We start from the raw sequence: 14,234 nt of genomic DNA, 5'->3' as shown, positions 1-14,234 counted from the left end.
CGCAGAAGCCATGCTGCCGGATGTGGACGTATTCCTCCACGGTTTAAGGCCGCTATCCGTAGGTGTTGGATAGCCCCGGATTGTCACCGGGCGCGAACTAATCGGACCTCCGTGCGATAGCCATTGGTTCCAGCTGGGTTGCGAGGGGTTGCGCTCTTCCCGATGTCGGCTATGTTGTTGCTTGGGGCCGATGCCTGGGTGTGTAGAGCTGCTTTCTACCTACTCGCAGCCGTTGCTGTTAACAACGCGCTGCCGCTAAAAAACAGCATGAGGCCAACGCCAATTCTGTCAATGCCCCCGAAGAGTATTCGGGGGCATTGTTTTTCTAGCTTCAGACGCGAGGCCCGCGAGATCTTCTTTGGTCCCTTTGCTGCAACAGGCTATCGTTCAATTGCTCCGTAATCGTGCGCGTTGAGGTTGCTCCAGGGCGCTGCGATTTGTGCAACTGTGCTGTATCGGCAGTGATTGGACAGCGCTTCAGCATTGATGCTGCGAGCTTATCCAAAGCTTCTACACTCGCAGCTGCCTGCGCCGCATACTTCACCTGTGCTTCCGGACCTGTAGCTAGACGCGCAGCATCGCGCCGCATCCTGCGCCGCTCAATGCGCTCTTCACCACTCCGACGCCGCTGCGCCCAATCGCGCCTACTACCGCTCCAGAGCGACGGCTTGGGATTTTTCCTTTCCCATGTCTCCAATTTCATTTTGGCTTCCGTGAGTGAAATGTCTGCCTTAACTTCGGCCTGTAGCCTGCGCTCCCACCGAGTGGTGTCACGAGCCACCTGTTTCAATGAACTGTGAAGCTCGCGCATATCGTTTCGGTATGACGCCCTCTGGGGGTAGGCGCCCGCCCTGCTCGACATGTCAAAGAGCTTGGCGACCGTCGAAAGACTTTGCCGAACGGTGGCATCTATACCCTCCAGCCACAGCCGCCTCGCTTCCATCTCCAGCTGCTCTATTTCGGCTTCGTAACGAGCCATGGCCTCGTCTGCTTGCTTGTTTGCAATCTTGCTACGAAGGCGGCTAGCCGCCTTCATCAAGGCTGGCTTGAGACTTGACGGAAAGCGCGAGACGCCTGACCCCACTCGCCTAGCTCGCTGCGCTACTGATACTGGCCTTGTCCGCGCTCGTGGGGGCGCCACCGCGAACCGCCCGAGGTGTGGTTGCCGCACTTCTCTTCCAGCCGCTGCAACCCTCTCACGTTGAGCTGCTTCTTGCGTATGGGAGCGTGGCGTCGCCATCACCCTTCCCTCCTGTTCCAAGCGTTCCAGGTAGTCACCCAGTTCAACGCGATTGGCATTCTTAATCTGGTTGTTTATCGTGCCACGCTCGCTATCCTCCCCCCTCCTACGCATTGCGGTTGCTGCCTTACCCTCATGCTGGGTGGCTTCGCGAGCCAGCACGGCTGCGAACCCAATATGGCCATCGGCTTCGGCGGCATGCGCTTGCTTAGCCAGACTGCGATGATCGACACGTTCAGCGACCTGTGCTCGTTCCAGATGCGAATTGATACGGTCAGCCACCGCTTCACGAAGAATGCGGATAGCCTCCGGACCTGCGCCGCCACGCGCATCAAATTCAGCACATGCACGTGGACCCAGGCCATCAGGACCGATCTGACGCGGTGTCATCAGGAGATGCACATGGTGATTTCGCTCATCTCCCTTCTTATCGGGCTCATGGACTGCAACAAGCACCGCAACCTGATAGCGGTCAACCAACATCTGACCCAAGTCGCATGCGAGCGCACGACGCTGCGCTTCGTTCAGTTCTGCAGGCAGAGCAACTTCAAGCTCTCGCGCCGTCCTGGCGTTTAGCCGGGTCTCGGCCATTTCCGAGCGATTGAAACAGGCGACCGGATCTCGCGCCCATTCGGGGGCATTTTGCGGGGCCAACATATCAACTGAGGCAACGCCACTGCGCCTTGTGTAGTCGTGTTTGATACCGGTCAATTCGTCATTAATCACAATGCCCGCACGATACGCCGCAGCGGCAGTAGAGGAATGACCCTTACCGCGCGAAAAGGCTTTGACGGTGGCGTGATAAATGGCCATTTCTATTTTTGTCCTTGCTCCTATTCTTGTTTTTGGCGACGCCCCCCGAGGGGGCTAGCATCGGGGGCGGCCTGCGAAGCGGGCCGGGGTCTGGGGCGGAGCCCCGGCGCACGGTTTCCCGCAGGGAAACCATAAGTGCGCTCTTGCTTTGATCCTTGCCGCCACTATTCGTGACGGCTTCGGGCAAGAGACCGGGGCTCGCTTCGCTCGCGTTTCCCGCTGGGGCTGGCTCGCTCTCGCTCGCCTGTGCCCCTCTATTTCAGGATGACAGGGAATTGCAGTATGACAAGTCGATGACTTGCCAATAGCCGATTTTCTGCTTGCATGAGGTGTAGGACATTAGGAGAACTCAACAATGGCAACACGCTCTATACAAGAACAAATCACCGCCGCCACTGAGCGTCTCGCAAAATTGAAAGCACGGGAGATGCTGGCCGAGCAAAGATCAAAAGCAAAGACAAGAGCGAGCGAACGCAAAGCAGACGCGCACCGCAAGATTCTCCTGGGCGGCGCGGTCATCGCCGCTGGGGCTGATTCATTGGATGAGGCTGAGCTTGTTGGCCTACTACTTGGGTATCGAGAGCACATCTCAAAGCCGGCCTTCGTTCAACAACGAAATGAGATGCGCACGCGCGGGCGAATGCATCTAGCCGAGCGAGAAGCATCCCGCGCAAAGAAGCGCTAACCATGAAGCCATCAAGTCGCCCACATTCGCAACGTGGCATCTCATTGATCGAGGTGATGCTGGCAATAGGCGCTATGACACTACTTTCCGGTGCGGCTTTCGCTATCTATCAGTCATCGGCAAACAACGCAGATGTTCGCGCGGAACAAGCGAATATTCACACCATTGCTCGAAATGCAGACATGACTTATGGAGCGCTCGGCTCCTATGCGGGACTGACAACCGCTCAGGCTATTGCCGACCGCGTTCCACCCGTTTCAATGAACTCTGGCGTTGGCCTAACGAGCCGATGGGCGCAACCCGTTATTCTTGAGCCTGCCACTATTGATGGCCGCCCCAACGCAGGGTTGAAGATTGTTTACCATGCGGTTCCAACGCGTGCGTGCCTAAAGCTAGCTGCTGCAGCGAGTGGAGGCATGTATGACCTCGAAATAGACGACACATCGGTCTTCAATCGCGGCAATAATCATCGTCCGACCATATTGGACATCCAGGCCGCGACTCAACGATGCAGGAATGCAGCGCGGCTCGCGTTCACATACTACGGCGGCGCTACTGGCCTGTCAGCGCAAGTTCTCACGCCCGTTGCACTGCCACCGCCCCCTCCAACATCAGCTCCGCCACCACCGGCGCCGGTGGTGGCGCCACCGCCCGTAGCTGTTACTCCACCTGCTCCATCTCCTGGCTGCGCAGCGGCTCCCACGGCTCCAGCCACAGGAACGACACCTGCGGGTCAAACTTGTTCGTTTATTTGGAATTCGGTAGCTGCTCCTGCTTGCTGGTCTCCGCTGGCGTTATGCGTGCCAATCGCCGCTCAATCTCCAATTCCAACCGCACCACCGGCGCCACCCGCCGTCACTCCTCCTATTGTGCCTCCCGTCATCACACCCGTCTGCTCAGCGCCATTACCGTTGAGCGAAAGCGCGGCGCAAACGGGCTTTTGTCCCTCAGGCACTATCACCATCAGTGGCGCCACTTCTTTTCCGCAGACCCGCACCCGCACTACGACGTATTCATGCCCCGACCCGTTCGCAAGCCCAATCGCGCTGACGGGACCATGGTCAGCCTGGTTACCGGCAGCAGCGAGTATCTGTGCTCCCGCTTGCACGCCTGCGCCGCCAATCAGCGTTGCAATCACGCGCGCCGCGCCAGCAGAGAGCCAGAATGTGGGTTGCCCGGCTGGGCAGGCAGGTCAGCACTGGCAACAACGCAACCGCGTTGAAAACGGCACGCGCACCACGTCCTGGTCCTGCCCAGCCGCGACCGGGTCCCCGGTATCGAGCACCTCAGAGAGCTGGAGCGGCACCTACACGGCATCCAGTGGCTGGGTTACCACCTCCAACACCTGCACGCCCCCGGCACCTCCGGCAAGAACCTATCCGACCTACACCGGAAAATCGTGGATTTCCTGGGGCGACGGTGGGCTTTACGGATGGGGCGTGTTCTGCTCGGTGTCGCAGTTCCTCGCTGACCAATTTCACTGCACGCAGAGCGTTAATACCAACGATGACGCCACGTTTTCGGGCGGCCTCGCGAGGCCTCAAGAACAGGCATTGACCCCAGAGCGCCGGACCTGCGTCGCCGCACTTAAACAGAAGCTGACTCCAATGCCTGGATTTGGCTCCCCAAGCACCGGACCAGTCAATTGGCCAACAGAGTGCGCCTGTGATGTGGTCGGAGCTGGCTCGGCGTTCTACTGGCAGACCGTGGGCGCATCGGACTGGTCAGCCTTCGAGTTCCAATGCCAGTAAACGGCCATTGGTTCACTCCGTGGAGAGGGAGACCGGGCCAAGCCGCGCCAAGCCAAAAAAGCAAAGCCCCCGCGTTAGCGAGGGCTTTGGGTATCGGCGGGCAAAGCAATTTCTCTAATTTCTCTAAGCTGCCCATAGGGCAGTGAACTGCCGACGTTCCAAATCTAAGGCAGCTCAAGGCGTTGTCAAGCCATGGACCTGCATCACTCCGTGGAGACCGGGCCAAGGCGCTCGGTCGTTCCGTTGACCAGATGCAGCAACCGCCCGCCAGCAATCAGCCAACCGTCTCCGTTAGCGCGGTCGGCTCTGCTAAACCCTACTGCTCCGTCGTTGCGCAGGGTCGGGGCCCCGGCATTGCCGTCTTTGTAGAAATGGCTCCACGCCCTGGCGGCCGGTGTCATCGTCAGCACCTTCTGCCAAGGATGGCTGTGGATGGTTTCGCCGGTGAAAGCAGAACCTTCCATCACCTCGCTGGTCCGTATGGCACAGCCGTGTGGCACGCCATCTGTGTAGAGGCGCAGGGAAAAACGCTGGTCGTCGCTGGCAATCGCGCCACAGGCCTCGTTCCCGCTCTGGCGGGTGTAGTCATGAAGCACTCGCCCGGTGCGTCGGAGGAAGTCCGGTAATGTCTCGCCGGGTTCGCTGACATGGTCGCCCAGATGCTGGCGCTCCCAACCCTGTTTGGTTCCGGCTGGCGGAATTGAACCGGCCTGCGCCAGTGCCTCACCACACGCTCCAAGCCAAATGGTCAACACCACCATCACCGATGCAATACGCACAACTGCTCCTAAGCAGTTGTGCTTTGCACCTCGGCCCCATGCCGGGTATCATCAGAGGCATCAAAATTTGCACCTTCTGGAAGCCAAATATCGTTTGCTTTCAATAGGTTGCAAATGGGCGCAAATGGCTCCGCCCACCTCCACCAACGAACGGTTCGTCAAGGACCGGAGAAGCCCGGAAATTCCACCAGCGTGGGTTTCCGGGCTTTTTTATTGGCTGCTCTACGCCGCTGCGAAGTTCGACGCCCCGGCGCAATCGCGGTCCGATGCCGTCAAGCAATGTCGGCAACCGCCATCTTCTCTCGCTTTCGACATCACTAAACCACTTCAGAAATTTCCCCCCCTCTCCTTGGGGGGGATGTGTCCGCGAAGCCGTTCGTCCTTGGTCGCCATCAAAAGGAGACCACGGGACACCTGCACCCTTCACATCCAAGCCGAGCCCGAAGGGCACGGCCTGCTCGACACATCTTCCACAAAGGAACTGTATCCATGCGTACGTCGCTTCGGGTTTCCCTTGCCAGCGCCATCACCCTGGTCCTGGCCAGCGCCCCCGCCTTCGCCCAACCCACCGAACGGGTATGGACGCGAGGCATGGCCAGCAACGAGCAGTACAGCAGTTTCATCGTCAAGTACCGGGACGGCAGCAGCAAGCGCGTCTCCGCCACCACCGCGCAGGATGCGCTGAAGAAGCGCCTCGGCGTCCAGCAGCGCAGCAAGCGTTCGATCGGCAACGCACCGCCAGCAGCTGCGTCCGTAACCCATCAACGCCGCATGGGCGGCGGGGCCGACGTGGTCACCACGGACAAGCCACTGGACCTCCCGGAAGCGCAGATCCTGATGCAGCGCATCGCCGACGATCCGGACGTCGAGTATGTGCAGCCGAACTACATGATGAGCGCATTCGCCACACCGAACGACCCACGCTACGGCGAGCAGTGGCACTACAGCAATCCGACCAGTGGCGCGCGCCTGCCCGGCGCGTGGGATCGCTCCACTGGCCAGGGCGTGGTGGTGGCTGTGGTCGATTCGGGCTACCTCAACAACAACGACCTGCAGGCCAACCTGCTGCCGGGCTACGACATGATCTCGTCGACCCGTCCGTTCAGTGATTGGCAGTGCATCATCGGCGGAATGAATCCCGGCTGTGGCGGATCCGACGATGGCGATGGACGCGACGCCGATGCCTTCGATGCCTCGGGCATCGCACACGGCACCCACGTCGCCGGAACGGTCGCTGCGGTGACCAACAACCAGATCGGCGTGGCCGGCGTGGCCTACAACGCGAAGGTCGTGCCGGTACGCGTACTCGGCAACCAGGGCAATGGCGGTTCCGCCGACATCATCGATGGCATGCTCTGGAGTGCCGGTATCAACGTGCCCAACGTCCCGGCCAATGCGAACCCGGCCGAAGTCATCAATCTCAGCCTGGGCGGCCGCCGCGCCTGCTCGCCGGCCGAGCAGGATGCAATCGACGACATCACCGCGCAGGGCACGATCGTGGTGGTCGCCGCCGGCAACAGCAATCTGGATGTGTCCGAGTTTGCTCCGGCGAACTGCAAGGGCGTGATCGCGGTGGCTGCCAACGATCAGGGCGGGCGACGCGCGTTCTACTCCAACTATGGCGCAGGCATCCATATCACCGCACCCGGTGGTGAAACCTGGTCCTGCCGCGCGTCCGTCGGCGAGTTCCTGCCGCTGGCCACGCCGCCTAGCCAGGCCAACTGCGCCCCGACCCGTCAGCATCCGGCGCAGGGCATCCTGTCCACGGTGGGTAACAACGCCTTCGACTTCATGTCCGGCACTTCGATGGCGGCGCCTCACGTCGCTGGCATCGTCGCGCTGATGCAAGCGGTGGCGCCGGTGCCCAAGACCACCGACCAGGTCAAGGACATCCTGCGTCGCACTGCGCACCCGATCGCCGCAGCGAACTGCCCGGGTGGCTGCGGGCCAGGCATCATTGACGCGGCCGAAGCCGTGAAGGCAGCCAGCAACTGATGGCATGGCGCAGCGGCCCGGCAAGGTCGCTGCGCCCTCCTCCGTTCCTCAGTTCACGTCTGCCGGAAAGCGGCATCGCTTCACCAGCAGCATGCCCAGCATCGGCGCCAACGCGAAGGTGGCAAACAGCCACCGGGCCGCACGCGCGGTTCCCTCGGCCCCGCCCGGCTCGATCAGTCCCGCTGCATTGGCGACCATCCCGGCAAGCGCTGCCCCGGCCGCGGTGGCGAACAGCTGGATGGTGGTGATCGACGCACCGGCGCGCTCCTGTTCCTCCGGCGGTGCAGAGGTCAGAACACGTGTCAGCAGGTGAGGCCAAGCCAGACCCACGCCGATCCCGATGACGGCCAGCGCCACGCAGATCGGCACCATCTGCAACCACGTACCGCTGCCCGCAGCCGGCACCCGCAGCGCCAGCCCGATCATGCCCACCCACCCCAGCGCCGGGCCGATCATCAACGCCCGGTCAACGGCGCGCCCGCTGAAGCCGGAGCCGACCAACGACCCGAGCGTCCAACCGGCCGCCATCAGCGCCGCGAGGTAGCCCGCAGCAAGCGGTGATTGCTGATGCAGCACCTGCAGGAACAGTGGCACGAAGACCTCGCCGCTGGTGATCATCACCACCAGCAGCGACATCAGCCCATACAACGCGGCCAGCCGCGAGCGGAGCCGGAGAGCGCCGGAAGGAAGCAGCGTCTGCTTCGCGCGGGACTCGATCCTCACCAGCACCACTGCGAGGAACACGGCCATCACGATGCCAATGAAATTGTTGACTGCGCTCGAGGATGTACTGCCAAGGGAGACGCTGATGACGGCCAGGGTCAGCAGCAGGATCTGCAGCCACGGGACCGAGGACCTGGCCGCAGCTGACGACGATGCCTCCCTCTGCGGAAGGACGTTCGACGCCAGCAGCGCGAACAACACGGCAACCGCGGTGACCGACCAGAATGCGGCCCGCCATACGCCCCATTCGGCGAAGACGCCGCCCACCGCAGGCCCGATCAACGTCGCCACGCCCCACATCCCCGAAACCAGGGCCATCGCGCGGGGCCAGAGCGGTTCTTCGAACGCGAGCCGGATCATGGCGTAGGCCAGTGCGAACAGGAAGCCGCCGCCGACACCCTGCACCAGCCGCCCCACCAGCATCATCGGCATCGAGGTCGCGAGCGCGCAGATCACGGCACCGGCTGCGAAGATGAGCGTCGCCAGTGCATAGCTTCCACGAGGCCCGGCACGTTCAAGCAGCTTGATCGACAATGCCGACCCCAGGATGGACGCGACCACGAAGAGCGTGGTGTTCCATGCGTAGAGATCCAGGCCACCGATGTCCTCCACCACGGTTGGCAACATGGTGGTGGCGATGTAGACGTTCACCGCATGCAGTGCGACCCCGCCCGCCAGGGCAAGTGAGCGCACTGCATTGCGGCCGGACAGGAGATCGCCCCAGCGGGTGCCGGGGACGGCGATGTGTTGCTGTTCCATTTTCGTTCAAACCTATGATTCATGACCTGCAGCCCAGGGTTCACATGCAGGAAAAAGGGAACTGCCTTATAAAACCTCATGTATTGATGAGGTCAAGGAACCCCGGCCATGAAGATCGATGTCAGCGTTCCGCTTTCCGTGGGCGAAGTCGCGCGTCGCAGCGGGGTCAGCATTGCCACCGTCCACTTCTATGAAGCCAAGGGACTGATCCATGGCTGGCGCAACAACGGCAACCAGCGCCGCTACCGCCGCGACGTGCTGCGGCGCATTGCCGTGATCAAGGTCGCACAGCGGGCGGGCGTTCCTTTGGCCACGATCAAGATCGCGCTGGATGATCTTCCAGCCGAACGGGCGCCCAGTTCGAAGGACTGGGCAAGGCTGTCCAGCAACTGGCGCGACATGCTGAACGAGCGCATCCGCAGCCTGGTCCAGCTGCGCGACCAGCTCGACGGCTGCATCGGCTGTGGTTGCCTGTCACTGAAGGACTGTCCGTTGCGAAACCCTGGCGACCAGTTGTCACAACGCGGCGACGGCGCCGTCTTGCTTGAATCGGACGACGGCGACCGGGGCGTGCCATGATCCGTTGCTGCACGCGGCACTGACTGGAACATCGCACAATGAGGCGGCATCCTCCGTCCGCGTTGCTGCCCACTACCTACAGAAGGACCTGCGATGAGAACCGTGATCATCACCTCTGCCCTGCTCCTGGCTGCTTGTGCCGCGGCCCCGGCTGCGCACGCGGCTGCACCCGCCATCGCGCCGCCCGGCACCGCAACACTCGAAGCCCTGCTGGCCTGCAAGGCAGGCTCGACCTTCAGCGAAGCCGAGGCCATCGATGCCCTGCAGGCAGCCGGCCTGGCCAGAAAGCCGGGCGGCACGTTCGAGCCGGAAACCACGCCGGTCGCCCTGTTCGGCGGTACCGTCACCCATGCCGACGTGAATGTCGCCGAGGGCGAGAAGAGCATCTTCGTCTACTTGAACGGTGTCGACCCCAAGCGCCTGGCCAAGACCTGGTCGGTGACCACGGTCAACGAATACGCCAACACCGAAGCACCGTCCTACGTGAAGCGCATCGACAAGCACCACACCCTGCACGTGATTGCCGGTGATGATTACGAAGGCTATTCCGCTGCCGTGAAGTGCCAGATCACACCGTGACGGCCTGACCCGCGCTAGAGCCAGCGCCGTACGCGCTGGCGGAAGGCTGCGTATGCCTCCGGAAAGCGGGCCGACAGTGCCCGCTCTTCCGGCATGATCTGCCATCGGCTGATGTACAGCACGAACAGCGGCACGGCCAGTAGTGCGGTCAGATTCTGCAGGTACAGCATGGCACCTGCCAGGACAGTGGCCTGGCCCAGGTACATCGGGTTGCGCGTGTAGCGGTACACGCCGTGCGTGACCAGCACGCTCGACGTCGCTGGCCGCAGGGGGTTGACCGTGGTGCCCACGCGCCGGAAGGCCAGCTTCGGCAGCAGGTTCAATAACACGCCGAAGGCCATCACCAGACCCGCAAGCAACTCCGGCACGGGTAGCTGCAGCGCCCCGCCCGGCTGCCATCGGCTGCCCATGTAGCCGATGGCGGCGCACAACAGCATCACAAGAGGCGGAGGAACACGGGTCTCAAGCCATCGCATCGCAGCCCCGCATTCATCCTGTTCACCCCAGTGTCACACGGGAATGCCTGAATCGCCCGGTTGGCGGCATTTCCGCGCTCCAAACCGACCGCCCGGTATCTTCCGCTTTGACATGCCGACCGCTAGAGTGGCGCCACCGCGCAGGAGGATCGTATGGCAACCACGGGCTTGGGCTTCATCGGCCGCACGACCCTCATCATCACCGTGCTGCTCACCCTGGGCGGCTGCGCGACGTTGCGCCAGTTCGGGCCGTCGGTGCAGGTGGCCTCGGTCACCCCCGGCCAGTACATCGCCCTGAAACGCGGCGACATCCTGACCACCGGCAAGCTCAGTTCGGCCACCATGGAGACGCTGCGCGTCGCCGGCCTCGACGAAGGCGTCTGCGCCAAGCCAGGGCTGCCCTGCATCGAGGCCATGGAAGGCAGCATCGTGGTGCGCGAGGAGGACAAGCGCTCAAGCCTGGCCGAGCTGTGGCTGCAGTATGCGATGACCTTGCCCGCGCCCAAGCGCGAGTACTCCACGTCAGGCCGTGCCAAGAGCGCGATCACCGAACTGGATGCGGACTTCCAGCCGCGCCTGGACGCGTGGATGCAGGTCGCGCGGCAGGCCTACGCCTACCTGTTCTTCACCGAGCGCACGGCCAACCAGCGCGGTTTCGAAGACCGCCAGACCCAGGTGCGCGACTACTACAACCTGGCCGTGCAGGAAGCCTCGGTACAGTTGTACAACGCTTATGCCACCGGGCGCGTGCATGGTGAAGCCAGCCACTTCCAGCTGGGCCGCTGGACGTTCGTGCTGGCGCCGTCGGGCCAAGCAGCACCGCTGGATACGCGTACGCCCACCGAACTGGTACCGGCAGCCTCGCTGTCGTTCACCGGCACGCTGCGCAGCGTGCATCGCCGCGATGGCTTCGGTGCCGAACTGGTGGCGGTGATGAACGATCCGGCTGGCAGCACGGCCACCCCGCCTTCGGCAGCGACGCCCGCCGCGCAGGCAAGCACCTCGGCCGCGCAGAGCTGGAGCGAGATGCCGTCGCCATCGATGACGGTGCTGCTGCGCTTCTCCGGAAAGAACCTGTGGGAAGTACTGCACGACGACGAGCCGGAACTGGAGATCCACGATCCCTACCAGGTCACGGAAGTCACCCTGCATGGGCAGCAGGTGCCATTGGCCGCGAACTTCACCGCAGGCTACGCACTGTGGCTGGCGCGCTCCAATTTCAGCCACCAATCGCTGCGTTCGCTGTTCGGTGGCAAGGGCGGCATCGACACGCCGCATCTGTACATGATGCAGCCCTACGACCCGAACCGCCGCGTGCTGCTGATGATCCATGGCCTGGCCAGCAGCCCGGAAGCCTGGGTCAACGTCGCCAACGAGCTGATGCGCGACGACGAGATCCGCCAGGACTTCCAGATCTGGCAGTTCTACTACCCGACCAACATGCCCATCGCGATGAGCCACGATGCGATGCGCCATACGCTGGATGAGGTGTTCAAGCACTTCGACCCCACCGGCAAGGCGCAGGCCTCGCATGACATGGTGCTGGTCGGGCACAGCATGGGTGGGGTGATCTCACGGCTGATGGTGTCGTCTTCCGGCGACCACCTGGTAGAGACCCTGCTGGCGACCGCACAGATGACGCCTGCGCAGCAGGAGCTGCTGCGCACCAAGGGCGCGCCGGTACTGACCTTCCTGCCGGAACCGGAAGTCTCGCGCGTGGTGTTCATTGCCACGCCGCACCGCGGTACCGATGTGGCGAGCACCCGCCTCGGCCGCTGGATCGGCCGCCTGGTACGGCTGCCACTGACCGTCCTGGAGGACGTGGCCACCATCGCCAACGACGGCAAGATCGATCGCAACGACGGCAAGCACGGCTACCAGATGAACAGCATCCAGAACCTGGACAAGGACGATCCCTTCGTGCGCGCCGTGGCCGACCTGCCGATGGCACCGAAAGTGCGTTACCACTCGATCATCGCGCGCGCCAAGGCCGACGGCCCGCTGGAAAAGACCGACGACGGGCTGGTGCCCTACTGGAGCTCGCACCTTCCGCACGCGGATTCGGAGAAGGTGATCGTGTCCGGGCACAGCGTGCAGGAAGCCACGCCGGCCATCGTCGAACTGCGGCGGATCCTGCATGAAGACATGCAACAGCACGGTGCCGTGGTGAAATAGCAGGGGGCGAATGAGGGGAAAACCCTCATCGCCTGTACGCATCCGCCCTTCTATGCTGGCTCCACTACCCCACTGGAGGTCCGCATGAACACGCAAGAGCCCAGCCGCCACCCCAGCCCCGATCCGGCCGAGCGCGACGCCTTCTTCCCGTCGCCGTACTCGCTGTCACAGTTCACATCGGCGAAGAGCGACCTGTCCGCCGCCGACTATCCCGACGCGCGCCGCGATGGCCGCTGGAAGGTGCTGATGATCGCTGCGGACGAACGCTATCTGCCCACCGCCAACGGCCACCTGTTCTCCACCGGCAACCATCCGGTGGAAACCCTGCTGCCGATGTACCATCTGGACAAGGCCGGCTTCGACATCGATGTGGCCACGCTGTCCGGCAACGCCGCCAAGTTCGAGTGGTGGGCGTTCCCGCATGAGGACAAGGAGATCGGCGGACTGTACGACCGCTACGAAGCCCGCTTCCGCCAGCCACTGCCGTTGGAAGAGGTGGTGGCAGGCCTCGATGCCGCGTCGGACTATGCAGCCGTGTTCATTCCCGGTGGCCACGGCGCCCTCATCGGACTGCCGCAGAGTCGCGCGGTAAAGGCGGCCCTGCACTGGGCGATGGCCGAGCAACGTCACATCATCACCCTCTGCCACGGCCCGGCCGCATTGCTGGCCGCAGGCGTTGACGAGGCCGACGGTGGTTCGCTGTTCCGCGGCTACCGCATCTGTGCCTTCCCCGATGCGATGGACCGGCAGACGCCGGAGATCGGCTACATGCCCGGGCAGCTGCCGTGGTTCTTCGGTGAGCGCCTGGCGCAGCAGGGCGTGCAGATCGTCAACGACGGCATCGATGGCAGCGTGCTGCAGGACCGCCTGTTGCTGACCGGCGACAGCCCGCTGGCCGGCAATGCGCTGGGCAAGCTGGCCGCGCGCACGCTGCTCGACGCATTGGCCGGGCGCTGACTGGCGTGAGCGATCTGGTGCAGGCGTTGCTGGAACTGGAACGCGCCCGCTCACTGAGTGCGGTGGGCGCGGTACTACGCGGCATCTCTGCACCGCTGGGCTACGACCGCGTGCTGGTGTTCGCCACCGGCACGGGGTTGGAACGCGGTACCCAGCGCGTGTACTGGATCGAGGGCGACTGGTTCGGCGACGGCAGCACTACCGACCTCGCGCGCTACCTGCACGCCTGTCCGGTCAATCGCCACGTTCTGGACAGTGACGCGCCGTTCTTCTGGAGCAAGCGCCAGGGCGTTCGCGGCGAACGCTATCAGGTGGTAAAGCAGCCACGTGGTGAAGGCCTGCACGGTCTGCAGGTGCCGGTGTTCGGCACCACAGGGCTGGAAGGCGCGATCAGTTTTGCCGGGACAGCGATCGATGCATCGGCCAGCGCGCGACTGCTGCTGGATGCTGCTGCAGCTGCAGCATTCCGTGCCGCACGCCGGCTTTCCGAGACGCCCACCGAGCTTTCCGGAAGTGCGTTGAGCACGCGCGAACGCGAGGTGCTGCGCTGGGTCGCCGCCGGCCGTCGCCAAGCGGAAATCGCGGCCACGCTGGGACTTTCCGCCCGTACGGTGGAGAATCATCTGCGACGCGCGCGCCAGCGCCTGGGCGTGGCAACCACCGCGCAGGCGGTGCGTGCTGCCAGTCGGCGCGGCGAGATCGAGGACTGATCCGGGCAAGACA

General features: G+C 63.2%; 12 protein-coding genes. 8 read left to right on the top strand and 4 right to left on the bottom strand.

The window, feature by feature from the left end; all coding sequences use genetic code 11:
• Positions 1-331: 331 nt before the first annotated feature.
• Positions 332-2,053, bottom strand: a complete 1,722-nt coding sequence (locus tag ACZLHH_RS09160) for a MobA/MobL family protein (RefSeq protein WP_478478771.1) — start codon at positions 2,051-2,053, stop codon at positions 332-334.
• Positions 2,054-2,408: 355 nt separating this feature from the next.
• Between ACZLHH_RS09160 and ACZLHH_RS09155 the strand changes: the two genes are divergently transcribed.
• Entirely contained in the window at positions 2,409-2,738 is a 330-nt protein-coding gene (locus ACZLHH_RS09155) for a conjugal transfer protein TraD (protein WP_080355294.1), read from the top strand.
• Positions 2,739-2,740: 2 nt separating this feature from the next.
• Complete coding sequence (locus ACZLHH_RS09150; RefSeq protein ID WP_478478770.1) at positions 2,741-4,489, top strand: type 4 pilus major pilin; 1,749 nt, start codon at positions 2,741-2,743, stop codon at positions 4,487-4,489.
• 203 nt (positions 4,490-4,692) lie between these two features.
• Here ACZLHH_RS09150 and ACZLHH_RS09145 read toward each other — a convergent pair whose 3' ends face one another.
• Positions 4,693-5,268 (bottom strand): hypothetical protein, encoded by a 576-nt coding sequence (locus tag ACZLHH_RS09145; protein WP_478478769.1) that lies wholly within the window; start codon positions 5,266-5,268, stop codon positions 4,693-4,695.
• A gap of 489 nt (positions 5,269-5,757) precedes the next feature.
• Here ACZLHH_RS09145 and ACZLHH_RS09140 point away from each other — a divergent pair, with 489 nt between their 5' ends.
• On the top strand, positions 5,758-7,263 hold the full coding sequence (locus ACZLHH_RS09140) for a S8 family serine peptidase (RefSeq protein WP_223224726.1): 1,506 nt from the start codon (positions 5,758-5,760) through the stop codon (positions 7,261-7,263).
• A 48-nt stretch (positions 7,264-7,311) separates the two neighbouring features.
• Here ACZLHH_RS09140 and ACZLHH_RS09135 read toward each other — a convergent pair whose 3' ends face one another.
• Positions 7,312-8,745 (bottom strand): MFS transporter, encoded by a 1,434-nt coding sequence (locus tag ACZLHH_RS09135; RefSeq protein ID WP_107432379.1) that lies wholly within the window; start codon positions 8,743-8,745, stop codon positions 7,312-7,314.
• Between the two features lie 108 nt (positions 8,746-8,853).
• On the opposite strand from ACZLHH_RS09135, the gene soxR reads away from it, so the two are divergent.
• Together soxR and ACZLHH_RS09125 are read left to right on the top strand one after the other, a co-directional pair.
• On the top strand, positions 8,854-9,324 hold the full coding sequence (gene soxR / locus ACZLHH_RS09130) for a redox-sensitive transcriptional activator SoxR (protein WP_049423593.1): 471 nt from the start codon (positions 8,854-8,856) through the stop codon (positions 9,322-9,324).
• A 93-nt stretch (positions 9,325-9,417) separates the two neighbouring features.
• Complete coding sequence (locus tag ACZLHH_RS09125; RefSeq protein ID WP_107432380.1) at positions 9,418-9,903, top strand: hypothetical protein; 486 nt, start codon at positions 9,418-9,420, stop codon at positions 9,901-9,903.
• A 14-nt stretch (positions 9,904-9,917) separates the two neighbouring features.
• Here ACZLHH_RS09125 and ACZLHH_RS09120 read toward each other — a convergent pair whose 3' ends face one another.
• Positions 9,918-10,379 carry a methyltransferase family protein gene (locus tag ACZLHH_RS09120; protein WP_107432381.1) on the bottom strand — a complete coding sequence of 154 codons (462 nt, stop codon included), beginning with the start codon at positions 10,377-10,379 and terminating at the stop codon, positions 9,918-9,920.
• Positions 10,380-10,532: 153 nt separating this feature from the next.
• Between ACZLHH_RS09120 and ACZLHH_RS09115 the strand changes: the two genes are divergently transcribed.
• The 3 genes from ACZLHH_RS09115 (at position 10,533) to ACZLHH_RS09105 (ending at position 14,221) form a co-directional block, all read left to right on the top strand.
• Positions 10,533-12,554: an esterase/lipase family protein gene (locus ACZLHH_RS09115; protein WP_180844924.1), complete on the top strand. Its 2,022-nt coding sequence runs from the start codon at positions 10,533-10,535 to the stop codon at positions 12,552-12,554.
• Between the two features lie 84 nt (positions 12,555-12,638).
• Positions 12,639-13,511, top strand: coding sequence for a glyoxalase III HchA (gene hchA, locus ACZLHH_RS09110; RefSeq protein ID WP_180844923.1), 873 nt, complete (start codon positions 12,639-12,641; stop codon positions 13,509-13,511).
• A 5-nt stretch (positions 13,512-13,516) separates the two neighbouring features.
• Positions 13,517-14,221, top strand: a complete 705-nt coding sequence (locus ACZLHH_RS09105) for a PA1136 family autoinducer-binding transcriptional regulator (protein ID WP_049423583.1) — start codon at positions 13,517-13,519, stop codon at positions 14,219-14,221.
• The last annotated feature ends 13 nt before the right edge of the window (positions 14,222-14,234 follow it).

Source organism: Stenotrophomonas sp. 28608_Sma, from assembly GCF_056486185.1.
Note: the sequence above shows the minus strand (reverse complement) of the source record. Positions and strands in the feature narration are given on the sequence as shown.